Origin of the sequence: Pseudomonas sp. NPDC086251, from assembly GCF_044746405.1 — a bacterium.
Lineage (GTDB): Bacteria > Pseudomonadota > Gammaproteobacteria > Pseudomonadales > Pseudomonadaceae > Aquipseudomonas.
In genome coordinates this window covers 1-23425 of record NZ_JBIVBY010000034.1, presented here as the reverse complement: position 1 = coordinate 23425, position 23425 = coordinate 1, and the positions used below count along the sequence as shown (strand labels likewise).

18 protein-coding genes and 2 pseudogenes are annotated in these 23425 nt (G+C 60.0%); 2 read left to right on the top strand and 18 right to left on the bottom strand.

The annotated features are described in order from the left end of the window. Positions 1-23: 23 nt before the first annotated feature. Complete coding sequence (gene msbA, locus ACIPL2_RS28960) at positions 24-1826, bottom strand: lipid A export permease/ATP-binding protein MsbA (protein ID WP_401362433.1); 1803 nt, start codon at positions 1824-1826, stop codon at positions 24-26. 116 nt (positions 1827-1942) lie between these two features. Here msbA and ACIPL2_RS28955 point away from each other — a divergent pair, with 116 nt between their 5' ends. After that, complete coding sequence (locus tag ACIPL2_RS28955) at positions 1943-2584, top strand: toluene tolerance protein (protein ID WP_401362431.1); 642 nt, start codon at positions 1943-1945, stop codon at positions 2582-2584. Positions 2585-2626: 42 nt separating this feature from the next. Here the strand turns inward: ACIPL2_RS28955 and ACIPL2_RS28950 are convergent, their stop codons facing one another. The 17 genes and pseudogenes from ACIPL2_RS28950 to glnE form a co-directional block, all read right to left on the bottom strand. Further along, positions 2627-3778, bottom strand: a complete 1152-nt coding sequence (locus tag ACIPL2_RS28950; protein WP_401362428.1) for an O-antigen ligase domain-containing protein — start codon at positions 3776-3778, stop codon at positions 2627-2629. 4 nt (positions 3779-3782) lie between these two features. Beyond that, positions 3783-4550: a glycosyltransferase family 2 protein gene (locus ACIPL2_RS28945; RefSeq protein ID WP_401362425.1), complete on the bottom strand. Its 768-nt coding sequence runs from the start codon at positions 4548-4550 to the stop codon at positions 3783-3785. A gap of 39 nt (positions 4551-4589) precedes the next feature. Further along, positions 4590-5546: a glycosyltransferase gene (locus ACIPL2_RS28940; RefSeq protein ID WP_401362423.1), complete on the bottom strand. Its 957-nt coding sequence runs from the start codon at positions 5544-5546 to the stop codon at positions 4590-4592. Next, positions 5543-6973 (bottom strand): PIG-L deacetylase family protein, encoded by a 1431-nt coding sequence (locus tag ACIPL2_RS28935; protein ID WP_401362420.1) that lies wholly within the window; start codon positions 6971-6973, stop codon positions 5543-5545. Before ACIPL2_RS28935 ends, ACIPL2_RS28940 begins: the two co-directional genes overlap by 4 nt. A gap of 8 nt (positions 6974-6981) precedes the next feature. Continuing rightward, the gene (locus tag ACIPL2_RS28930; RefSeq protein WP_401362417.1) at positions 6982-7878 is read right to left on the bottom strand and encodes an antimicrobial resistance protein Mig-14; all 897 of its coding nucleotides are present in this window, start codon (positions 7876-7878) and stop codon (positions 6982-6984) included. Next, entirely contained in the window at positions 7878-9008 is a 1131-nt protein-coding gene (locus ACIPL2_RS28925) for a glycosyltransferase (RefSeq protein WP_401362414.1), read from the bottom strand. Before ACIPL2_RS28925 ends, ACIPL2_RS28930 begins: the two co-directional genes overlap by 1 nt. After that, on the bottom strand, positions 8992-10749 hold the full coding sequence (locus tag ACIPL2_RS28920) for a carbamoyltransferase (RefSeq protein WP_401362411.1): 1758 nt from the start codon (positions 10747-10749) through the stop codon (positions 8992-8994). The genes ACIPL2_RS28925 and ACIPL2_RS28920 overlap by 17 nt, the downstream gene beginning before the upstream one ends. Positions 10750-10976: 227 nt before the next feature. After that, positions 10977-11855: pseudogene (locus ACIPL2_RS28915) on the bottom strand (DUF3800 domain-containing protein). 68 nt (positions 11856-11923) lie between these two features. Then, positions 11924-12259 (bottom strand): YceK/YidQ family lipoprotein, encoded by a 336-nt coding sequence (locus tag ACIPL2_RS28910; protein ID WP_401362408.1) that lies wholly within the window; start codon positions 12257-12259, stop codon positions 11924-11926. Between the two features lie 219 nt (positions 12260-12478). Next, positions 12479-13930, bottom strand: a complete 1452-nt coding sequence (locus ACIPL2_RS28905; RefSeq protein WP_401362405.1) for a lipopolysaccharide kinase InaA family protein — start codon at positions 13928-13930, stop codon at positions 12479-12481. Next, positions 13930-14682: a lipopolysaccharide kinase InaA family protein gene (locus ACIPL2_RS28900; protein WP_401362402.1), complete on the bottom strand. Its 753-nt coding sequence runs from the start codon at positions 14680-14682 to the stop codon at positions 13930-13932. Before ACIPL2_RS28900 ends, ACIPL2_RS28905 begins: the two co-directional genes overlap by 1 nt. Beyond that, on the bottom strand, positions 14679-15413 hold the full coding sequence (locus ACIPL2_RS28895) for a lipopolysaccharide kinase InaA family protein (protein ID WP_401362399.1): 735 nt from the start codon (positions 15411-15413) through the stop codon (positions 14679-14681). The genes ACIPL2_RS28900 and ACIPL2_RS28895 overlap by 4 nt, the downstream gene beginning before the upstream one ends. Then, positions 15413-16219 carry a lipopolysaccharide core heptose(I) kinase RfaP gene (gene rfaP / locus ACIPL2_RS28890; protein WP_401362396.1) on the bottom strand — a complete coding sequence of 269 codons (807 nt, stop codon included), beginning with the start codon at positions 16217-16219 and terminating at the stop codon, positions 15413-15415. The genes ACIPL2_RS28895 and rfaP overlap by 1 nt, the downstream gene beginning before the upstream one ends. Further along, positions 16219-17340: a glycosyltransferase family 4 protein gene (locus ACIPL2_RS28885; protein ID WP_401362393.1), complete on the bottom strand. Its 1122-nt coding sequence runs from the start codon at positions 17338-17340 to the stop codon at positions 16219-16221. The genes rfaP and ACIPL2_RS28885 overlap by 1 nt, the downstream gene beginning before the upstream one ends. Continuing rightward, entirely contained in the window at positions 17340-18401 is a 1062-nt protein-coding gene (waaC, locus tag ACIPL2_RS28880; protein ID WP_401362390.1) for a lipopolysaccharide heptosyltransferase I, read from the bottom strand. The genes ACIPL2_RS28885 and waaC overlap by 1 nt, the downstream gene beginning before the upstream one ends. A gap of 1 nt (position 18402) precedes the next feature. After that, positions 18403-19437 (bottom strand): lipopolysaccharide heptosyltransferase II, encoded by a 1035-nt coding sequence (waaF, locus tag ACIPL2_RS28875; RefSeq protein ID WP_401362388.1) that lies wholly within the window; start codon positions 19435-19437, stop codon positions 18403-18405. Between the two features lie 350 nt (positions 19438-19787). After that, complete coding sequence (glnE, locus tag ACIPL2_RS28870; protein ID WP_401362385.1) at positions 19788-22727, bottom strand: bifunctional [glutamate--ammonia ligase]-adenylyl-L-tyrosine phosphorylase/[glutamate--ammonia-ligase] adenylyltransferase; 2940 nt, start codon at positions 22725-22727, stop codon at positions 19788-19790. A gap of 383 nt (positions 22728-23110) precedes the next feature. Between glnE and ACIPL2_RS28865 the strand changes: the two are divergent. Next, positions 23111-23425 (top strand): annotated as a pseudogene (locus tag ACIPL2_RS28865) (pyruvate dehydrogenase (acetyl-transferring), homodimeric type); the annotation flags it as partial.

Sequence of the window (23425 nt, the reverse complement as noted above, 5' to 3'; positions counted from 1 at the left end):
AGGCTCGCCCACTCTCATCAGTGTCAGGCAATACCGGCGGTGACCGGTTCGTCCAGGCCCATCGCGTGCAGTCGCGAGTAGTAGCCGTTTTGCGCCAACAACTCAGCGTGGGTGCCACGCTCAACGATTTCGCCATGGTCCATGACCAGGATCAGGTCAGCCTTTTCGATGGTGGACAGGCGGTGAGCAATCACCAGGGTGGTGCGCCCTTTCATGACCTGATCCAGCGCCGCCTGGATATGCCGCTCGGATTCGGTATCGAGCGCCGAGGTGGCTTCGTCGAGAATCAGCAACGGTGCGTTCTTCAACAAGGCCCGGGCAATCGCCAGGCGCTGACGTTGACCACCGGAAAGCAGCACGCCGTTTTCGCCGACCTGGGTGTCCAGGCCTTCCGGCATTTCGGCGATGAAGTCCATCGCGTAGGCATCCTTGGCGGCTTTTTCAATGTCGGCACGCGGGGCGCCGGCAAGGTCACCGTAGGCGATGTTATTGGCAATGGTGTCGTTGAACAGCGTCACATGCTGTGTCACCTGCGCCACATGCCGGCGCAGATTGCGCAGGCGATAGTCTTCGATTTCCACGTCATCGAGCATGATTTCGCCAATGTCGTGGTGATAGAAACGTGGGATCAGGCTGGCCAGCGTCGACTTGCCGCTGCCGGAACGACCGACCAGGGCGATCATCTGCCCCGGCGCCGCCGTAAAGCTGATGTTCTTCAGCACTTCACGCTCGGTGCCCGGGTACGAGAAGCTCAGGTTACGCACCTCAAGGTGGCCGCTGACGCGATCGCGCTCGACGGTGCCGTTATCGACTTCAGGCTCGACGTCCAATTGTTCGAAAATGCTTTCGGCACCGGCGACGCCTTTCTGGATGGTCGAGCTGACTTCCGACAACTGTCGAATTGGCTTGGGCAGCAGGCCTGCCGCAGTGATGTACGCCACCAAGTCACCGGCGGTGGCGTCGCCACGCAGGAACAACACCAGGAACATCAGCACGGCCATGGCGGTGTAGATCACCAGTTGCAGCATCGGCGTGTAGACCGCGCCGGTCTTGGTCATGCGCAATTGCTTGTCGGTGTTGCCCTGGCTGGCGGCGGCAAAGCGCTGCTCTTCGTAGCTTTCGCCACCGAAGCTGCGCACCACGCGATAGCCCTGGATGGTTTCCGAAGCCACGTGAGTCACGTCGCCCATCGCCACCTGGATTTTCTTGCTCTGCTTGCGGAATTTCTTGCTGGTGCTGCTGACCATGATTGCGATGAGCGGCAGGATCGCCAGCATCACCAGGGTGAGTTTCCAGTTCATCCACAGCAGGTAGGCAAACAGGAACACCACCGTCAGGCCTTCACGAATCACCACTTTGATGGCGTCCGTGGCGGCACCGGTGACCATGGTCACGTTGAAGGTGATGCGCGAAATCAGGTGCCCGGAGTTGTGGGTGTCGAAATAACGGTTGGGCAATACCAGCAGCTTGTTGAACAGCTCGACGCGCAGGTCATGCACCAGCCCCAGCGACACCTTCGCCAGGTAGTAGTTACCGAGGAAAGAACCCAGGCCTTGCCATGCGGCGATCAGGATGATCAGCAACGGCACGGCCATCAGCAACTGCAAGTCTTTGAGATAAGGAACTGTGGGGAAGAGCACCGCTTCGGGATTGCTCAAACCGTCGACGAAATACTTGAGGATCCCGGCCAGCATGGGCTGCGTCGAGGCAAAAATCACAAAGCCGACAATACTGAGGGCAAACATGCCCCAGTACGGACGCACATACGTCAGCAGGCGCAGGTAAATCTTCAAGCTCGACGGCGCAGGCGATTCAGGGCTGGTCATGAGAACCCGTTGTATGAGAAAAGAGCCCGCGAGTGTAACACAGGCCATTTTAGTCGCTGAGCTGCGGTAACATGGCCGGCTATCCATGCCTCACGGCGTCCCAACCCGGAGTATTGATGCAAGCGCTTGATCACACCCGATATCTCGCCCTGCGCGAGGGAGCACAAGTCCTTGAAGCGGATGGTTCGGGGGACAAGGTTCTGCGGTTGACGGACGGTTCGATACTCAAACTGTTTCGCCGCAAGCGCCTGCTGACGTCGGCCGCCTGGTACCCGTACGCCAAACGCTTTGCCGACAACTGCGATGCGTTGCGTGAACGGCACATTCCCTGCCCGTCGATTCGCCAGGTCTACCGCATCCCGAGCATCGAGCGCGATGCCGTGCATTACGACCCGCTCCCGGGCCAGACCTTGCGTCAGTTGCTGGATGTGCAGGGCGATGCCGATCAGCTGCGCGGTCAGCTGGGGGCCTTCATGGCCACATTGCATGAGCGGGGGATTTATTTTCGTTCAGCGCACCTGGGCAACATCGTGCTCACGCCCGAGCACCAGCTGGGCTTGATCGACATTGCCGATATGCGGGTGTATCGCCGTCCGTTGCGCAAGACGCTGCGCCTTCGCAACTTCAAGCATATGGTGCGCTACCCGCAGGATCGGCAATGGCTGCTCGACAGCAGCGGCAAAGTCTTCATGCAGAATTATGGCCAGACCCAGAACATCTGCTCCCCGGAAGAACTGAGCACAGCCCTGCAAAAGTAATCGGACCGCCTTCGCCTCCGGGGAGGAGGCGAAGGCCAGGCATTACGCCAGTGCAGTGCGCTGCGCCTTCCGCACCCGCCCCAGGATCATCGCCGCGGGCAGCAACACCAGCGGCCATAGCTCGTCAGGGTTGCCGATCAGCAAACTGCCATCGAAGTTCAGCATCACCAGCGCACACGCCAGGTACAGGCCCCAGACATCGCGCAAACGCCAGGCCTGCCAAAGTGTGGCCGCCATCAGCGCGATAAACAGCACCAGCGCCACCCCGCCGCTGTACAACCCCAGCGCCACGTAAATATTGTGCGGATGCTGGATCGGCATCCAGCCGTCGAGCAGCTGTGCGGTATGGAAATTGATGCCGCAGCCCAGCAGCCAGCCGCAGTGACGCCACTCACCGACCATGATCTCGAAGATTTCGATGCGGTAAGAATCGCCTCGCGTCCAGAGCGACTGGTACCAGGCTTCGTTGTGCACGAGCAAGAACAGCACGCCCAGGACCACCAGGCTAATCGCCACGGCGCCGCCCACCAGCCGTGGCTTATGGTAGATCCCGTAAAGCACCCAGAGGCCCAGCAGGAATACGACGCCGACCAATGCCGTGCGCGTCTGCAGCACGAAGACCACCGCAAACACCGACAGGACGATGGCCAGGCCACCTTCGATTAACCGCCGCTCCCTGAACCAGATTGGCAACGCCATTGCCATCGCGCAGAGCAGCCAGATGCTCGCATAAATGACGTTCTGCAAGCGCCCCGGAAGAAGGTCGACCCGGCTGCCAACGGCGTATTGGCCGGTTATCCAGCTGTAGAGTGCGCAGCAGAAGATGTACAGCGCCAACACCCAGAACTGCGCCCGGACAAACGCCGGGCTGCGGAAAAACCGAGGATTGGTGAAGGCGCCGATCACCATGACGAACATCAGCACATAGAAGACGTGTTTGAAGAACTGCAGATGCCCGGCAATCGATGCCGGCACCAGAAACCACACAATGAACGCCAGCCAGCCCCACGCCAGGGGTTGCTTGAGCAGGCCCGCGCCACGTTCCTTGATCAGGAAAAACAGGCCCGGCAATACCATCAGGCCGTAGAACAGGTTGTTGGTCCATTTCGACGACCAACCCACCACAAAGCTCAACAGAAACAGGCAGAGTACCGTTCCGAAATACGACGCGACGGTGACCTTCCCGGGCTTCATGCCGCTAGATTCCATGGAGTACCCAACCTAATGCCAGACCGAGAATAAGAGCCGCTACCAGTTTTATCCGATCGAGACGTTTACGCCGCAACTTGTTTTCACGCTCCTTGGGCACCACCACGTGCTCACCGAAACCGGTGTGCAGCACCGCATCGTTTTCCAGAATCAACGCGTAGCGGTTTTCACCGGCATACACGCGCGACAGCTCTTTCTCTCCGGAAAACGCGGAATACGGTGCATGCAACAGGTAATCCGCACGGCGGCGCAGCCCCGGGTTAAAGGAAAACCCCTGCCACTCGGCCTTGTGCGAGCCCAGCATATAGAAAGGAATGCCATGGCTGACCTTGCGTTCGTTCAGGAACACATAAGGGCTGTGAACCATCAGGTCGTGATTGAAGCTGCGCAGCCACACCTGAAGTGCCTGCGGATCTTCTTCCAGCAGGCACTGGGACTCTTCGATAAAGCCTTCGCGGTAAAAATCCCAGTCGTCTTCACAGTGGAAAATCCACGACGTCTGCACCTCAGCATAGGCGGCATCGATGGAGCGCAACTGACCCAAACGCGGTTTATTGATGAAAAACCGGGTATGCGCTCGCCAGTGTTCTGGAATACAGGCCTCGACGGCACTGTCGCCGGAGTCCTCGGTAATGAACACATGACGGATGGGAGCCGTATTGAACCGGTCAAATGTCTTCAGGGTTCGCGTCAACAGATCGAAGCGACCGCAACTGGTGATGACAACCGAAATGTCGCTAGTCTCGCTGAACAGCATCTAATTACACCGCACCATTAGTGATTTGATCGCCTGGCCTCACAGCCCAAGCGACAAGCGTAGTTTTTCTTTCCAGCCCAGCGGGACATGCTCGCGCAGCGGCGCACGCATCGCGTCGACAATCGCATGCCCTACGGCCCGGAAGGTGTAACGCTGCTCGACCAGAGCCTGCCCGGCCAACGAAATGGCCTCGGTCAGCTGCTGGGATCCGCGTAACACGGCCAGTTTTTCGCTGAGTTCCTCGCGCGTTCGATAGAGCACGATGTTGTGCATATCGACGAAGCCTAGCGCGCGATTTTCTTCTACCCCTTGATCGTAAGCAAACAACACACAACCACAGGCCATGGCCTCGAAATTCTTGATCATGTATTCGCCCATGCCGACGTCGGCACTCACGAAATAGCGGATCCGGCTCAACGTCTCGCAGTATTCCTCACCCGACTTGGTGCGTGTGATCAGCAGGTTCTCGACTTCGGCCACCGACTCAAGCATGGCCTTGCGCCCGGCATACGCCACGCTGTTGAGACTGCCGACAAAACCCAACTCGATATCCCGCTCGCGCTGGCGGTTTTGCAACAGCGCCTGATCGTAGCCCTTGGGCACGAAATGCGCGTCAAAACCTTCATCGCTCAAACGCTGACTGACCATGTAACCCGAGCTGATCACCCGCGCCCACGGCAGCTTGCGGTAATGGGCGCTGAATTTTCCCGTGTATTTGCACGGGATGTAATTCTGGTACGCATCGTGTTCGAGAATAACCAGATTGGGCAGGGTCTGTATGAACCGCACCTGTCTGATTTCTTTTTTGAAGCGCAGGAAGAAAACGATCCGGTCGTAGCGGCTCACATCGACATGCTTGCGAAAGTACCCACGCAAGTTGTCCTGCTCCTCACTGGTCAATTCGCGCTTGTCGCAGTCGCACTGCTCGGCGATACCGTCATAGAGTCGGTCGAGGATCGCTCGCTGCTCTTTCTGCACCAGAAACAGAACTTTCAATTGGTCTCTCTCTTTCCAGACAGCTCTTGAACCCAGAACAGCTCGTGGCGTCGCACCGTTTTACGGAAGAACTCGTTTTCGCCGTACGCCGGCCAGCGTCGGGACGCCAGGCAACGCTGAATCATCCGGCGCAGCAGGCGCTTGAGGGGAAGTCGGGGCTGAAGGTCGTGCATCATGCCCAACGACATAGCCTTGTGCCACTGCTTTTCCGGCGACACACCCAGTGCCCAGGGCCGCAACGGTTCATGGGCGCCGAGCTGTGGCGGCAGGGCCACGCCCGTGCCGGCATCACCCATTGGCCAGCGATCGTTGTCGTGCAGATGGTTGGCGTAATGCAATAAGGTGTCCGGCTGCCAAGTGGTAAAACTCAGCGCCTGCATCACCGCCTGCTGAGAGCATAGATGGTCTGGGTGCGGGTCGAAGCGTGGATGTGGCAAAACAATGATCTGGGGCTGAATGCGCTCGATCAGCTCGACCAGGTCGGCGAGCAGATTATTCCACGACGGCACGCCATCAACGTCACTGCCCAAGGCAAACGGGTTGAAGCGTCGGAAATAGCGGGTATCGGCCAGCTGTGCTTCGCGGGATGCAACCGCCTCGGCGGGCGCGCTCTGCATGGCGGGCAATTGCAGGCAGAAGTAGCCCAACTGAACACAGCGCTCCTGAGGCACACCGCCCCACAACGGCACGCTGACGCTGTCCCAGGCGCGGAGTGAACCTTTCAACCGAGACGCTTCGACACCCTTGAGCCCCATCTGCTGATAGTGCTCGGCCTCGATTTCACCGGCGGTCAGTGTCACGATCCAGCTTTGCTCGGCGCTGCTGTACAAGCCGAATGCGGCCAGTTCGGCATCGTCGGCGTGGGGCGCGATCACCATCACCCGCTGACGGCTGTAGTCCGGATGCTCGAAGGCCCACAGCACCGGCTCGCCGAGCAATCGGCAGAAATGCCCGCGCAGGCGCAATTCACCTTTGGACAGTACCTGCGCCTGTCCACTGAGGTTGAGATAACGCAGGCCGTCGGTACCCCGTTCGAAGGTTTGTCGGTCAGGATTATCGCCGCCTGACAACTCGACAACCGGGTCGAAAAAGCGTCCCAGCCACGTGCTTTTAATGCGCAACGCCAGGATCAGTGTGGCGTCATCGACCAGCATCACGCCGTCGTCCAGGCGCAAACGCTCGCCGTCCAGGTGCACCTTGGGCTGCTGGGTGTACGGCGGAAAGCTGTACTGGTAATCGTCTTTCGGGGAATAAAACAAATGGTCGGCGAACCAGGCCTCATGGGCAATCCAGCCCAGCACCGCCAACACCAGCGGCAACCACCAGGCCACCAGCACGCCAGTGGCAATCAACAGCACCAGCGCGATCAGCAGGCCGATGCGTTTGTTGCGCCGGTGGCGCTTGAGCAGTTGCTGTTTGCGGCTCATGGGCTGACTCATACGGTGAAGACCGGCACGGGGTTGCACCAGCGATCCTTGTATTCCCGGTCGGCGCGACCGAAGGAGAAGCGCAACGGTTTGTCCAACGCCCGGGCATGTTCCCAGGCGCTTTGGGTATTGAGAAAGCTCAGCACGCTGCCAGGACTGAAATCGCGGGTTTCAGGATCGACGCCGCCATTGATGTACTCGACGCTGATCCATTCCGGCGTTTCGACGCGGTACACCAGTTGAGTCGCGATCGGCGCATCATTGAGGAAAATCACCGAGCCGATCAACAACTCGCGCAGCAACTCAATGACCTCAGCCATACGCTCGGCGCCCGTCGCCGGGAAACCCCAGCGGCGCTGGAACAGGTCGCAATAGATCGCCGCCAGCTCACGGCTGGAGAACTCGGTGACCGGCCGCACGACGCCGCCCGCCTCTTCCAGCAAACGCAATTCGCGGCGCTGGTTGTAGCGAAATTTCTTCGACAGTTCTTCGGGCGTACGGGCCATGGCCAGTTGTTCGGCCTGCAACTTGATGCCGGTAAACCGGCCTTCATTCAGGGCCGACAGATAGCGTGCGTGATGACGCAACGGTGCTTGTGCATCGGCAGCGGCCGGCAGGATGAGCTCGGCATTACCCAGATCAAACAGGCCTTTTTTACCGCGACGCTTGAGCACATCCTTGGACAACGCAAGGTCGCGGCCCCAGGTCGGGATCGCGGCTTTGACGTCACCGTTCTGCTCCCAGGCCAGGTAGCGCACCGGGATGTCGGCCAATTGCGCCAGGCGCTCGACCACCATCGGATGAGTCGCGACGCTGCCGCCATAACGTTGCCAGGCCTCGGCATAGGTCGAGGCGTCGGTTACCGCCCAGCCACGTTCGCGCCAGCCTTGTAATCGGTTGAGCATCAGCCCCTCGACGCCAGTTCGGTAACGTGTGGCAAACGCCAGAAAGCTTCGCGTACCGCACGGTCGGAGAAGCGCTCACGCAAGCGGTCAAGCATCAGCTCGGCACACTGGTGACGTTGCTGCTCGTCCATCGCGGCCAGGTGTTGCAGCCCTTGAGCCAAATGTTCGACATCGCCCAGCGGGAACAGAATGCCCACGCCTTCGACCACTTCCCGGGCCCCGCCACACGCGGTGGCGAGCAACGGCACACCGGCGGCCATGGCCTCCAGCAGCACCATGCCGAACGGTTCGTGGTCGGAACTCAGGGCAAACACATCGAACGCCCGGAAGTAACGTCGAGCGTCGGGAACCTGGCCGAGAAACAGCACACGATCACCGATACCCAGCTCACGTGCCTGGGCCTTGAGGTCCTGCTCCAGCCGCCCCGAACCCAGAATCACCAATTGGCTGTTGACCGGCAACCCCGGTAACGCCGCGGCAAAACCGAGCAGCAAAGTGGACTGGTCCTTATCCGGATGCAGCCGGCCGACGTTGCCGACAACCCAGGCATCCATCGACAAGCCGAGGGTTTCCCGGGCTTCGCGTACCGACACCTGACTGTCTTGCAAGCCTTGCACGTCGATACGGTTATACAGCGTCTGGATGCGTGCGGCCGGCCACTTCGGCAGGCAACGACGCATGTCGTCGCGCACCGCATCGGACACCCCGAGCAGGCTCAGGCGCTTGCGGAAGATATTAGCGAAGAGTTTGCGCGTGCCGCGCTGGTAATCGCCAAAGGCGTGATGCACCCCAATCACCGGCAGCGACGTGCCGAGCAAGGCGATGTAGATCGGCTTGAAACGGTGAGCAATGCAGAAACTGAAATTGCGTGAAGCGGCGATCTTGCGCAGATCGCCGATGGCGCCCAGCTTCAGGCCACGAATGGCCTTGGAGCTGTATTCCATGAACAGCACTTCATCGGACGCGCAGTTGGCGGCAACACCGGCATCGGCGGCCCCGGTCAGAAACACCGTGGTCACGCGATAACCGGTCCCCGCAAACAGGCTGGCGTACTGCCGGGCGCAGTCCAGAAACGGCCCGTCATAGCCGTGGCAGAACTGCAACACATGGCGTTCAGCCGAGCGTGTCATATGCGTCCGCGCCCTCTTTGACCACCAGGATGTCTTCCATGATCAGGTACTGTAGATCGGAACCGAAGAACATGTTCAGGGCATCCGTCGGCGAGCAGATCATCGGCTCGCCACGACGGTTGAGCGAGGTGTTCAGCGACACGCCGTTGCCGGTCAACACTTCCAGCGCCTTCATCATGTCGTAGTAGCGCGGGTTGTATTCGCGCTTGAGCACCTGGGCCCGGGACGTGCCGTCTTCGTGGACGACTTCCGGCACGCGGGTCTTCCATTCTTCCGCCACTTCAAAGGTGAACGTCATGAACGGCGCCGGGTGATCGATCTTGATCATCTGCGGAGCAACAGTGTCGAGCATCGACGGGCAGAAAGGCCTCCAGCGCTCGCGGAACTTGATCTGGTGGTTGATCCGGTCAGCCACGCCCGTGGCGCTCGGGCAACCAATGATCGAACGACCGCCCAGTGCGCGCGGACCAAACTCCATGCGCCCCTGGAACCAGGCCACCGGGTTGCCATCGACCATGATCCTGGCGATGTTTTCCGGCATGTTTTCAAGCTTGCGCCATACCGGTTTGCTCGGGTGACGAGCGCACGCTGCCAGCACATCTTCGTTGGTGTACGACGGACCGAGGTAGACGTGTTCCATCTTCTCGACCGGTACGCCACGGGCGTGAGACACGTAAGCCGCTGCGCCGACCGCAGTGCCGGCATCGCCGGACGCCGGCTGGACGAACAGCTCCTTGACGTCATCGCGCGCGATGATTTTCTGGTTGAGCTTGACGTTCAACGCACAGCCGCCGGCGTAAGCCAGCTTGCCGGTTTCCTTGAGCACGTCGCCCAGGTAGAAGTCGATCATTTGCAGCGCGATCTTTTCGAACAGCGCTTGCATGCTCGCGGCGTAATGGATGTAAGGCTCGTCGGCGATGTCGCCTTCGCGCTTCGGACCCAGCCACTCGATCAGCTTCGGCGAGAAGTAGAAACCCTTGCCCTTCTCTTTATAACGACGCAGGCCGATGACGTTGGCGTAATCGGTGTTGATCACCAGTTCGCCGTTCTCGAACGAGGCCAGGCGCGAGAAATCGTATTTGCTGGCATCGCCGTACGGCGCCATGCCCATGACCTTGAACTCACCGTCGAGCATCTCGAAACCGAGAAACTCGGTGATTGCGCCGTACAGGCCGCCGAGGGAGTCAGGATCGAAGAATTCCTTGATCTTGTGGATCTTGCCGTTTTCGCCGTAACCGAAGAAGGTCGTGGCGTACTCACCCTTGCCATCGATCCCGAGGATCGCGGTTTTCTCTTTGAAACCGGAGCAGTGGTAAGCACTGGAGGCGTGGGCCAGGTGATGCTCGACGGGTTCGATCTTGATTTTCTTCGGATCGAAACCAAGCTGCTCGAGGCACCAGACAATCTTGTTGCGATAGCGCTTGTAGCGACGGTTGCCCATCAGGATCGCGTCGAGGGCGCGGTCCGGGGCGTACCAGTAACGCTTGGCGTAGTGCCAGCGAGCCTTGCCGAACAGGCTGATCGGGGCAAATGGAATGGCCACGACGTCAACGTCGGACGGCTTGATGCCTGCCTGCTCAAGGCAGAACTTCGCCGACTCGTAAGGCATGCGGTTCTTTGCGTGTTTATCGCGCACAAAGCGCTCTTCTTCAGCCGCCGCGACCAGCTTGCCGTCGATGTATAAGGCTGCGGAAGGATCATGGCTAAGGGCGCCGGACAGGCCAAGAATCGTCAATGCCACAGGGGTCTAGCCTCTTTAGTCTGCATGCAGGCGCAGGGCGCCTCAAAAATTAATGTGCCCTCGCAAGTGGCGAGAGACAGCTAAAGGGCGGGATTATAGCTTAAAAGCTCCGGCAAACCTCTAGCGGGAAGTGGCGAGGTTGCGCGTTGACAGTCGAAGATCCTCGACATAGACTCCTGCGCAAATGGACTGGGGGATCCCGGTCGGCGTTGTAGCCTCGGTGAGTTTCACCGGGGCTTTTCGCTTTCTGAGAGAGGGAAAATCTTTACACCCCAATTTTCGAAACCCTCTCCCACATTATTACGTCCACCACTGCAATAAAACTTACGCTTGAGTACGTCAAAGGCACGATTTTCTTGCCCTGACCGCAAAACGCTCATACCGATGGGTCTTGCAACAAGATCCGCTAGCTGTAACCCCGTGGAATTCACTTGTTTGGTTGCAAAGACGATGTCGAACGGCAATTAAATGCCCAATCGGTTCGCGCCATCGCACATGCGACGAAACTCCAGCTCTAGCTCATTATCCTCACGCTTCCCTCGACGCTCGAAGATCACATGAGTCAAAGCACTCTGTTGATTCTTTTCCTGTAAATACTCATGAAGAGTTTCCAGACAGAAGCCGAGGGCGACGTGATAAGGATTGTGAACGGGACCTTGTTTTTCGCGAAGAGCGGCTTTGTCGATCACACAACTAATCAGGACGAAATTGCTGGCTTCGATGATGCCCGTCAACTCATCGAGGAAGGCATGTTTGTGTTGTCTGGACACGAATAGACTAGAGAACGCTCCCTTTTCTTTTCGGATCTCCAACTCATGCAGACCAATCAGGTCATGCCCCATATGATTGAATTTAAACTTCTGAAGGGCAGGAATAACCTTCTCGCAGTAATGCCTTTTATGGAATACACAAAAGGCCAGCACAAACACTGGATAGTGTTGATCTAACGTTTGCATTCCATGATCGCCGCTCTCATCGACATAAATTATAAAGTCGCTGTACTTCCCGCTCGGAGGCAAAGGCTTTTTTGCCTCGACATCAGGGTCAGCTTCGCTTTCGTTTTCAAAAAGAAAAAACTGCTGCGAGGGGAAAATCGGGATCGACACGACCTATTCATCCTTTGCTATTCGAGACAGGTACTTGGGTGTCACTGACACGCCTGAATACAAAAGAGTTACCCGCGGCCTGCACGCCAGTAGATGCCGATATTGCCATCGACCCCCTGCCGATAAAGGGTGTACGGCAAAACAGCCGTGTCCAGAACGCCCGACAAGGCCAGGTCCAGTAGAACGAACGGCACGAGTATGCCGGTGGGGTCCGGCGGCGCATTCAATACGCAGAAGTCGTAGGCCAAACCGCTGTAAACGCGCGGGATGGACTGACAATAGGTTTTTTGTTTTCGCAGCCCCTGGGCCGCAGAGGCGTCATCCTGCAACACCGTAGAGACGGTTCCGCAGCCTGCCAGAACCAGTGATAAAGCGCCCAACGACATTGCCATTTTTATAGTCAAGACCAGCCCTCCGAGAACGTCTCGGCAAGCTAGCATCGTGGTTATTCAGGGCACAGTTCATGGCTTCTCAAGATCGTGTAGGACGGTTCATAAGAACGTGTCCCTAATCTTCATTGGCTGTTCTGGCCTCTTCGCGAGCAAGCCCGCTCCCACATTTAACCGAGTTGCTTGATAAGTACACGGTCAAAATGTGGGAGCGGGCTTGCTCGCGAAAGCGATTCAGGCGGCGCTAGAAATGTCTTTGGGAAGTCGCTGATCGATGACTTGATAGAGAGCGCTGCCTTCCGGCCAGTTACGCATGAATCGCGCCCGATCCCGTGCAAACGCCGGGGCGAAGCTGCTGAGTGAGCCGTGCTGACACATCGAATCGAGGTCGATCAGCGCCCAGCGATCGTCCTGCCAGAACAGGTTGTGGCCCTTGAAATCGCCGTGGCTGATCCGTTCGCGAATCAGTTCGGCAAACAAATGATCCAGCGCCAGCAATTCAGCCTCGGGCGCGGCGCCGTTCTCAACGTACGGCGCAAAGCGCTCGATGATGTCCGGGCCCGACAGGTGCTCGGTGATCAGGTAAGCCCGGCTGCGCAGCCACAGAAAACGCTTCTCTAGCAACGCCAGGGGTTTGGGCGTGGCGATACCGAGGAACGCCAGGCGATTGCCTTCGCGCCAGGAATGCCAGGCACGGCTCGGGCGCCAGAAGCGTTTGAGCCAGTGGGCAAACCCTTTGATGTTGTAGCGCTTGATCACCAGCGTACGGCCGTCTACCTCGACCTTGCCGACGCTCGCCGCGCCGCCGGTCTTGTACAGATGGCCCTGATCGAGCAAGGCATCGGCCTGCTCCAGCACCGGCAGCATTGCCGCTTCTTCCTCGCGACGAATCGCGCGCAAACCGAACGCGCCGCGCTGGACGCTGAACAGCGTGCATTCGCGGCCGATCTTGATCAGGTAGTCCTTGAGCCGCCAGCTGCGCACCTTGTCGATCTGCTTCTGCAACGCTTCCATCGGCAACGCATGTTCGCCGTTGCTCAGCAGGTAATACACCAGCAATTCTTCGGTGAACGGTTCCAGCGACTTGGGCAACTGGGCAAAAAACACCCCGAGGTTTTCCAGGACTTTCTGCCGCGACAGCGGCTGGCCTGGGGTTTCGGAGCAGACGCCGCCGCCATCGATCAAATACAACCGACCGCGCTGGCGCAGGAGGTTGTCCAGGTGCAGGTCTTCCTGCCAGAGCCCCTTGCGATGCATTTGGCCGATAGCGCCCAGTGCCTCGGCCAGCACAGCCCCTTGCATATCCGCCAGCACCGGCAAATGCTCGACCCGTTTCCAGGTTTCGCCAAGGCTTTCGGCGCCCTCGATGAATTCGAACAGCAGCCAGCCGCCCTCGCCGTCCTTCAGGCCGTCGGCCAACAGTTGCGGCGTGGTCAGGCCCTGGGTGGCGAGCAAATGCACACCGTTGCGCTCGCGCTGGAAATGCCGCGCCGCTTTGCTGCCGACCAGCAACTTGGCCAGCACCGGCCGGCCACGCCAGACGCCGGCACCGACGTAACGCTGGCCGGGCAACACCCGCAGCAGACTGAGCAGCTGCAACTCGGCAGGCCCGGCGGCATCGGCCAAGGAAATATTCAGTGGCAGGTTCGGGCTGCGGCCCGCGTTCTTGAGTTCCGACAAACGCATCAGCGCGTCTCCTTGTGACTGCGCCGCGCGGTCAGTCGCACCAGCCAGCTATCGATCAGCGAACTGTCCAGCGATTGATCCAGGTAGGTAGCCAACAATTCGCGCAGCTGCGCTTCGCTCCACTCGGGTGAGCGACGCAGCAGCGGCTCCAGGTCCTTGACCCGGTCACGCTGACCGAACAGCAATGGCCGGGTCTTTTCCAGGTCGATCAGTTGGGCCAGGTAACCGTCGCCGGTGGCCTGGAGAAAAATGTGTTTGGGGTAGAAGCAGCCATGGACCTGTCGCGCGCCGTGCAGGCGTCGAGCCAATTGGCCACAGGCTTTGAGAATCGCCGAATGCTGCGCCGCGCTCAGTTCCGACCAGCGCTGCAACAGCGAATCGAGGTCATCCCAGCCATCCAGAGCACGGGTCAGCAGAATCGCCCGGACTTCGCCGTCGACCTTGCGCTCGCCAAAGAAGGCGGCCTTCAACGCTGGAATACCGAGTTTTTCATAGCGGCTGATGTTGCGGAATTCGCGGGCAAAACTGGGCTCGCCAAACGGCGCATGCAAGGTGCGCATCTGGTAATTGCTCTGGCGCTTGAGGTAGTAGCCATGACCTTCCAGCACCAGCCGGAACACGCTGCTCCAGCCACCGCGACCCGTGTTGGGTTCATCCACAGCCTCAAGCTGCTTGGCCCAGAGTGCGTCGAAAGTGCCGAGGCCGTGACGCTCAAGGAGCGCACGGTCTTCGGCCGCCAGAAAATCAGTCATTCACGTCCCTCGAAAAATCTCACCACGTGCCGAATGCGTTTTTTGTCGGCCGCATTGAGCCGAGGCCGTTGGCAGTATTGCAGGTAGAAGCGCAACCGCTGGGTGGCCGACAGGTGATACTTGGCGACCTTGTCGAGGCACGCCAGGTCCTTGGTGATGCGGTACTTGAGCCAGAAGCCACGCCAGAAATCGCCGTTCGGGCAGTCGATCAGGAACAATCGGGCCTGATCGTCGATCAGCAGGTTGCGCCACTTCAAATCGTTATGGGTAAAGCGGTGGTCGTGCATGGTCCGGGTGTAGCCGGCCAGTTGCCGACTGATGTTGTCGACCCAGGCGCGGTCCGCCAGTTTCGGATCATGCCGTTCGGCCAGGACCGCCAAGTCTTCGGTACGCGGCAGTTCACGGGTGATCATCGCCCCGCGATCGTAAGCCGCGCCGCGCCGCTCCAGGCCCCAGGCCACCACTTCGGCGGTGGGAATGCCCCACTTGGCAAAACGCTTGAGGTTCTGCCATTCCATTTTCACCCGCGGCTTGCCGAGGTAGCGGCGCAGGCCTTTGCCGGCGCCGACGTAGCGTTTGACGTAATAGTTGACGCCATTGCGCTCGACGCGAATGACCTCGGACAGCGGGTCTCGGGTCAGGCGTTCGCCTTGAAGCGCAAACACCGCTTCAAGGCTGCCGAAATCTTCTGCCAGCTCGCTGTAAGCAGGCTCAAGTCTCCAACCCGGCATTAGAGCGCGTCCCCGTATCGCTGTTTACGGTCATACAGCTTGTTGGCCTTGCCTTCGAGCCAGGCGAGCAACCCGGCTTCTTCGCCGAGGATCTCGCGCAGGGGCTTTTGAAAATAGCCCTTGAGGAAACGCAGTTTGTCGCGACGGGTCAGGCCAATGTCCAGCGCCGAAAAATACAGCGCCGCCAGGTCCTTGTTGCGCCAGCGCTGGGTGATCGCCGGGCGGGTCTGGGCGCGGTGCAGGTCGATCACCGAGAGCTTGAAGTCATCGGCCGTCACCGGTTTGTCGGTGTGCAGCAGGAAGTGGCAGATGTAGCAGTCGCGATGGTTGACCCCGGCGCGGTGCATCATGCCGGTCATGCGCGCGACTTCGGCAATCAAGGCGCGCTTGAGTTTTGGCTCGGGCGGTTGCTTGACCCAGTCGATGCTGAAGTCTTCGAGGCTGACGGTAGGCGCCAGTTCTTCGGTGACGATGAACGAGTGCTGGTCCGCCGGGTTACTGCCCTTTTCACCGTAAGCCACGGCGGTCATGGTGGGCACGCCGACTTCTTGCAGGCGCTGAATGGCCTTCCACTCTTGGCCAGCACCGAGTACCGGCAGTTTGGCGGTGAGCAGGTTCTTGAAGATCTCGCCCCAGCCGATGCCGCGGTGGATCTTCACGAAGAAACCATTGCCGTTCACTTCAGTGCGCAACGTACGGCGCGCTTCCAGTTCGCGGTACACCTCGCCCTGCAAGCCCTCGACTTCGGCGAACGGGTCGCGTCCGGCCCACAGGCTCTTGAACGGTTCAGCCAGCATCAACTTCATTAAGCGTGCTCCGCCAGAATCACATCGGCCGCGTGCTGCGGCATGCTATAGAGGTCGGCCGTCTCGGCAAAAGCCAGACCGTTGCGGCTCCAGGCCGCCCGTGCTTGAGCGTCGTTCAACATGCCGGTCAGGTATTGCGTCAGTTGCGCCTGATCGAACGGTTCGTCCAGCACCAGGCCGGCGTCGGCCTCGGCAATGTAATGGGCATAACCACACACCGCGCTCACCAGCACCGGCAAGCCGGCCACCAGGGCTTCGAGCAACACGGTCCCGGTGTTTTCGTTGTACGCCGGGTGGATCAACAGATCGGCCCCGAGCAGAAAACGCGGGATATCGCTGCGGCCCTTGAGGAACGTCACGTTGTCGCCAAGCCCCAGTGTGGCGCTCTGCATCTGGAATAATTTGGGGTCGTCCTGGCCAATTACAAACAGCCGGGTGCGGTTCTTCAGATCGGCGGGCAGTGCGGCCAATGCCTTGAGGCTGCGATCCACGCCCTTGGTCTTGAACCCGGAGCCGATTTGCACCAGCAACAGCTCATCGTCCTTCAGCTTGAATTCACGGCGGAATTCGGCGCGAATCTCGGCGGCATTCGGCGGCGCGCGACGGTCCTGAGAGATGCCCGGCGGCAACAGATGAAAGCGCTCCAGCGGGGTGTCGTAATGCTTGATGAACAGCGGCTGCTGGACTTCGGAAATCATCAGCACTTCGGTCTTGGCGTCCTTGGCGAACACCGCGCGCTCGTACTCGGCGAAGTGCCGGTAGCGGCCCCAACGCCGGTACAGCGAATTGCGCAGGTTCTGCGCCTTGTCTTCGAAGCAGCCATCCGCGGCGTAGTAGACGTCCAGGCCCGGCATCTTGTTGAAACCGATCAAGCGGTCCACCGGACGCTTGGCCAGATCAGCCTCCATCCACTCGCTGAGTTTCTCGTTGCGTCGATGGTTGAAGAACGCTTTGACCGGCGCCACCAACACTTCGAAACCCGGTGGAATATCGCCTTCCCAGATCAGCGTGTAGACGCGAATCTGGTGGCCGCGCGCCTGGCATTCCAGGGCGATGCGCATGAAGTCGCGCTGCAAGCCCCCGAAGGGAAAGTACTTGTACAAGACGAATGCCAATTGCATCAGCGCAGCTCCTCAGCCAGTAACAACGTGCTCAGTCGGGTCGCGACACGCTCGGGATTCAGACGCGTGAAGCACAGGGGCCACTCGCGTTTAAGGTCGAACCGACGGGCATCTTCGGCCGTCGGTTGATAGGTACATTTCTTTTGCATACACGGCGCGCAGGGGAAATCGCTGGCGATGTGAATCTGCGATTTGCCATAGGCGCCGGTCAGGCCCGGGTTGGTCGGGCCGAACAGCGACAGCGTCGGCACGTCGAGTGCCGCGGCCAGATGACCGAGGCCAGTGTCCACCGCCACGCAGGCTTGCGCGCCGGCCAGCACTTTGCCGACGCCGGCCAGGTTCAGCTTGGGCAGCACTTCGACGTGCTTCATGTCTTGGGCGATGCGCTCGGCACGGGCCTTCTCGACCGCGTTGCCCCACGGCAGTTTGACCCCGACGCCCAGATAACCGACGCGCTCGGCCAGTTCACGCCAATAGGCTTCGGGCCAGTGCTTGGTGTCCCACGTGGTGCCGTGCAGAAACAGCACGTAAGGGTTCTTGCGTGGCAGTTCCACCAGTCGATCGACGCTCAGGCCGTAGTCGCCCAAGCCTTTGGGCAGGTCGTAGCCCAGCGCGATGGCGAACAATTGGCGCACGCGTTCGACGGCGTGCTGACCACGAGCCACCGCCAGACGTCGATCGTAGAAGCGTGCGGCGATCGGCTCGCGAGCAGAACTTTTATCGAGACCAGCCACCGGGGCTTTGACATAGCGGGTCAGCAGGGCGCTTTTCAGCAGGCCCTGGGCGTCGATCACCAGATCGTATTTCGTGGCACGAACGCTCTGCTTGAAGCGCTTCCACTCGCCACTCTTGATGGTTTGCCAGATGTTCTTGCGCCAGCGACGGATCGCCACCGGAATCACCTTGCCCACGGCCGGGTGCCAGGTCGGGATTTCGGCGAAGCCTTCTTCCACCACCCAGTCGAACGTGATGCCGGGGATTGCCCGCGCCGCGTCGGTCAACGCCGGCAATGCGTGAATCACATCGCCCAGCGAAGAAGTCTTGATCAGCAGAACCCGCAAACTATTTGACCTCGACCACAGTGCCCTGCAACCGCTGCAAGGCTTCGTTCACCGCTTGCGGCATGAGTTGGCGCAGGCAATTGTAATGACCGAAGCGGCACGTGCGGTCGAAGCACGGGCTGCATTCGATGCCCAGGCGCACGATCTCGACGTGCTCGGCCAACGGTGGCGTGAAGCCCGGCGACGTCGAGCCGTAAACCGCCACCAATGGGCGATTCAGCGCCGCAGCGACGTGCATCAGGCCCGAGTCGTTGGACACCACGGAGTCGGCGCAGGACATCAGGTCGATGGCTTCGGCCAGGGACGTGCCGCCGCTGAGGTTCACCGACTCTTCGCGCAAACCGGGAATCAACCGCGAGCGGATGTCTTCGCCGACGGCGTGATCGTTTTTCGAACCGAACAGCCAGACCTGCCAGCCTTCGCGGATTTTCGCTTCGGCGACCTTGGCGTAATGCTCGGACGGCCAGCGCTTTGATTCGCCGAACTCGGCACCGGGGCACAGCGTCAACACCGGACGATCGAGGGTCAGATCAAATTTGGCCAGTGCCGCCTCGCGGGTCACCGGATCGATCTGCAGGCTCGGCCGTGGGTACGGTTGCGGCAGATCAACGCCTGGCTCATAAGCCAGGGCCATGAAGCGTTCGATCATCAGCGGGTAACGTTCTTTATCCAGCGTGCGCACGTCGTTGAGCAGGCCGTAGCGGAATTCGCCGCGCCAGCCGGTGCGCTTCGGGATGCCGGCGAAGAACGGCACCAGCGCTGACTTCAGCGAGTTGGGCAACAGGATCGCCTGGTCGTACTGACCGGCCAGGGATTTGCCGATGCGCCGACGGGTCGCCAGCTCGAGAACGCCATGGCCGAGCGGAAAGCTCAAGGCCTGGCGCACTTCGGGCATGCGTTCAAGAATCGGCCGGCTCCACTCGGGGGCCAGCACGTCGATTTCGCATTGCGGGTGGCGTTGTTTCAGGCACTGAAACAGTGTCTGCGCCATCACCATGTCACCGACCCAACTGGGCCCAACGATCAGAATTTTCATGTGGTTTCCAAAAACGAACCGGGGAGGCATACGCCTCCCCGCCTCGAGAATTCTACAAAACACTGCAGATCTACTGTGGGAGCGAGCCTGCTCGCGATAGCTGCGTGACAGTCACCATAAAGGTTGAATGTGACGGCCTCATCGCGAGCAGGCTCGCTCCCACACTGGGTATTGGTGCAACCTAACCTGCTGCCTTAAATCTACAAAACACTGCAATGCTGCTGTAGGAGCGAGCTTGCTCGCGATGAACCGCAGAACGCCGCGGGGTGTCAGGCTTGCCGCGTTATCGTTGACGACCATCGCGAGCAAGCTCGCTCCTACAGTGGGTCTTGGGTGTTTCAATTTCCAGTTCAGCTTAGCCCCAGTTCGCGCCAGATCCGCAGTACCTGCCGTCGTTCGTCCGCGAACTGGTCGCCCGGTATCACCCCGGCGTCCTTCTGCAAGGCCTGCCGGTGCGCGGCGGAGCGGTAGGCTTTATAGGCCTCGCGCAACAGGCTGGCGTCTTCGGCGGGCATCAGCCCTTCCTGTTCCAGCCCTTCCAGAATGCGGATATTGTCCGTCCAGCGCAGCAGTGACGGGTGCGTTTGCGACCACGCCAGGGCCGCGTATTGCACCATAAATTCAATATCGACGATACCTCCGGCGTCCTGCTTGAGATCGAACGGCGCCGTGGCCTCGAAGGCATTTGCCGCGGTGCCGGCCGCGGTGCTCTTGCTGCCAAGGTTATCGCGCATCTTGGCGCGCATCTCGCTGACCTCCTGGCGCAAGGTCGGCAGGTCGCGCGGCTTGCCCAATATCGCCGCGCGCACTTTCTCGAACGCCTGGCCGACATCCTGACTGCCCACCAGCACCCGCGCCCGCACCAAGGCCTGATGTTCCCAGGTCCAGGCTTCGTTTTCCTGATACCGGGCAAACGCGCCCACCGAACTCACCAGCAAGCCCGACGCACCGGACGGCCGCAGGCGCATGTCGACTTCATACAGCTGACCGGAGTTGGTCTGGGTGGTGATCAAATGAATGATCCGCTGCCCGAGCCGGGTGAAAAATTGCGCGCCATCGATCGGTTTCGCCCCGTCGGTTTCGGCCTGCGGGTCGCCGTCGTGGATGAACACCAGGTCCAGGTCCGAACCATGCCCGAGTTCCAGGCCGCCGACTTTCCCATAACCGACAATGATGAAGCCCGGATCGCACAAGGTGCCATCGGTGCGCAGCGGCGTGCCGTATTTGGCCACGGTCTGGCGCCAGGCCAGGGCCAGGACTTGCTCGAGGATTGCTTCAGCCAGCCAGGTCAGGTAATCGCTGACTTTCATCAACGGCAGGCTGCCGGCGATTTCCGAGGCGGCGACCCGCAAACGGTGCGCCAGTTTGAAATGGCGCAGGGCTTCCATTTGCTGCTCAAGGTCGTCCTCCGGAATCCGCGTCAAACGCTCGCGCAATTCGGCGGCCAGTTCTGGCGCCAACGGCGGCTTGAACAACCGACCTTCATTGAGCAATTCGTCGAGCAGCAGCGGGAAGCGGGTGATCTGCTCAGCGATCCACGGACTGGCGGCGCACAAGGTCAGCAAGCGTCGCAGCGCGCCGGGGTTCTCGGTCAGCAACACCAGATACGCAGAACGACGGGCCACCGCTTCAACCAGCGGCAGCACACGCTCCAGCACCAGATCAGGATTGGCGTGCTCCACGGCTTGCGCCAGCAAGCGCGGAATAAAGGCATCGAGGCGTTCGCGGCCCAGTCGCTGCATCGCCCGCAACTGTGGACTGCCGCGCAAACTCGCCAAGGCTTTCAGCGCTTTGCTGGCATCGGCGAAACCGCCCTCCTCCAACTGACGACACGCGGCCTCTTCGTCCTGCGCCTCTTCCCACAGCGGCAGCCATTCACCGCCCACCACCACTTCGCTTTCGGTGCCTTCCTCTTCATCGGGGTCGGCAATCACCTGGCCAAAGTGCCACGCCACGCGACCGCGCCAATACATCAGCCGCTCATGGAACGCCGCCCAATCGTCGAAACCCAACATAAAGGCAATGCGCGCCTGATCCTGCGCGCCGTCCGGCAGCATCTGCGTCTGACGGTCGGCAATCGCCTGGATGGCGTGTTCGGTGTAACGCAGGAATTCGTAACCTTCGCGCAACTCGCTGACCACCGCCGGCGGCAGGTAGCCCTGGCCTTCGAGCGTGCTCAGTACTTTTAATAGAGGACGTTGCTGCAAACTCAGGTCGCGACCGCCGTGAATCAGCTGGAAGGCCTGGGCGATAAACTCCACCTCACGAATGCCACCGGAGCCAAGCTTGATGTTGTCGGCCATGCCCTTGCGCCGGACTTCCTGCTGGATCAGCTGCTTCATCGTGCGCAGCGCTTCGATGGCCGAGAAGTCCAGGTAACGCCGGTAAACGAAGGGGCGCAGCATTTCCTGCAATTGCGCGCCGGCCACTTGGTCGCCGGCCACCACCCGCGACTTGATCATCGCGTAGCGTTCCCAGTCCCGGCCCTGATCCTGGTAATACTGCTCCAGCGCATTGAAGCTCAACACCAATGCACCGGCCGAACCGTAGGGCCGCAGGCGCATGTCGACGCGGAACACAAAACCATCGACGGTCATCGGGTCCAGTGCCTTGATCAGGCGCTGACCGAGACGAATGAAAAATTCCTGGTTATCCAGCGAGCGTTTTACGCCGACGGTTTCGCCACCTTCGGGGTAAGCGAAAATCAGGTCGATGTCCGACGACAGATTGAGCTCGACCGCGCCGAGCTTGCCCATGCCGAGGATGACCATTTGCTGCGGCTCGCCGCTGCGCCGGCCAGTGGGCACGCCGAACTGCTGGCAATGCCGCGCGTACAACCACTGATAGGCCTGATCGATGCTCGCATCGGCCATGTCCGAGAGGTCGCGGCAGGTCTGCACCAGATCGGCCTGGCGGTTCAGGTCGCGCCAGATGATCCGCACCTGGTGGCGTGCGCGCTGGCGACGCAAGGCCCGACCGAGTTCGTCGTCGGTTTCAGCCGCGCTCACTGCGGCGGCAATCTGTGCGCACAGTTCGCCGGGGGCAAAATTGCGGTCCAGTTCGCCGGACTGCACCAGCTCCAGCAACATCAACGGGTCACGCACACTTTGTTCAATCACGAAGTCGCTGGCGGCGGTGACGCGGGCGAATTGCGCCCAGCGTTCAGGCGTCCAGCTAGCCAGGCCATGGTCATCCTCAAGCGCCGCGACCGCTGCGCGCAACGACTGCTCGGCACGGGTGACAAACGGCAGGAGAATGCCGGGCAGTTGGGCAAGCGAAGGGAGGCTCATGGTCTATCCTTGATCGGCGTGTAGAGGGCTGCATGTAGTGATTCTGCAAAAAGCACTACGTGATCGACTGTCGAACAAAGGTTAGAAATAGCTGAAATTTCTTTATTTTTGGCAGACAGCATCAAGCTTTCACCTTTTCTGGTTGGCAAAAGACCAACCTTAACGATTATTCTCACAACGCAGCTGGAGACCACAAGCCGCTCATCTGTAGTTTTACTACTCGTATATACATTCGAAAGGCTGAAATGCCCGAAGATTTGTAGTAAAACTACACGCCGCCGGAACAACCTCTCGGCAATCCAAGAATTTATATCGTCTGCCCACAAGGCCAGTCGCAAACTCAGGCAACCGATTCTGGAAGCCTTTCCGCCCTGGAGCAAGCCATGCAAGACCTCGATCCCGTCGAAACCCAGGAATGGCTGGACGCCCTGGAATCGGTTCTCGACAAAGAAGGCGAAGACCGTGCTCACTATCTGATGACCCGTATGGGCGAACTCGCAACCCGTAGCGGTTCGCAATTGCCTTACGCCATCACCACGCCATACCGCAACACCATTCCCGTTACCCACGAAGCACGCATGCCTGGCGACCTGTTCATGGAACGCCGCATTCGCTCGTTGGTACGCTGGAACGCGATGGCCATGGTGATGCGTACGAACCTGAAAGATTCTGACCTGGGCGGTCACATCTCCAGCTTC

Coding starts and splice junctions, on each gene's coding strand:
- ACIPL2_RS28925 (WP_401362414.1), bottom strand. CDS start 9,008: ATGACACGCTCGGCTGAACGCCATGTGTTGCAGTTCTGCCACGGCTAT.
- ACIPL2_RS28900 (WP_401362402.1), bottom strand. CDS start 14,682: ATGACTGATTTTCTGGCGGCCGAAGACCGTGCGCTCCTTGAGCGTCAC.
- ACIPL2_RS28955 (WP_401362431.1), top strand. CDS start 1,943: ATGCAAGCGCTTGATCACACCCGATATCTCGCCCTGCGCGAGGGAGCA.
- waaF (WP_401362388.1), bottom strand. CDS start 19,437: ATGAAAATTCTGATCGTTGGGCCCAGTTGGGTCGGTGACATGGTGATG.
- ACIPL2_RS28930 (WP_401362417.1), bottom strand. CDS start 7,878: ATGCTCAACCGATTACAAGGCTGGCGCGAACGTGGCTGGGCGGTAACC.
- ACIPL2_RS28950 (WP_401362428.1), bottom strand. CDS start 3,778: ATGAAGCCCGGGAAGGTCACCGTCGCGTCGTATTTCGGAACGGTACTC.
- ACIPL2_RS28895 (WP_401362399.1), bottom strand. CDS start 15,413: ATGCCGGGTTGGAGACTTGAGCCTGCTTACAGCGAGCTGGCAGAAGAT.
- msbA (WP_401362433.1), bottom strand. CDS start 1,826: ATGACCAGCCCTGAATCGCCTGCGCCGTCGAGCTTGAAGATTTACCTG.
- ACIPL2_RS28885 (WP_401362393.1), bottom strand. CDS start 17,340: ATGCAATTGGCATTCGTCTTGTACAAGTACTTTCCCTTCGGGGGCTTG.
- ACIPL2_RS28905 (WP_401362405.1), bottom strand. CDS start 13,930: ATGCGTTTGTCGGAACTCAAGAACGCGGGCCGCAGCCCGAACCTGCCA.
- glnE (WP_401362385.1), bottom strand. CDS start 22,727: ATGAGCCTCCCTTCGCTTGCCCAACTGCCCGGCATTCTCCTGCCGTTT.
- ACIPL2_RS28945 (WP_401362425.1), bottom strand. CDS start 4,550: ATGCTGTTCAGCGAGACTAGCGACATTTCGGTTGTCATCACCAGTTGC.
- rfaP (WP_401362396.1), bottom strand. CDS start 16,219: ATGAAGTTGATGCTGGCTGAACCGTTCAAGAGCCTGTGGGCCGGACGC.
- ACIPL2_RS28935 (WP_401362420.1), bottom strand. CDS start 6,973: ATGAGCCGCAAACAGCAACTGCTCAAGCGCCACCGGCGCAACAAACGC.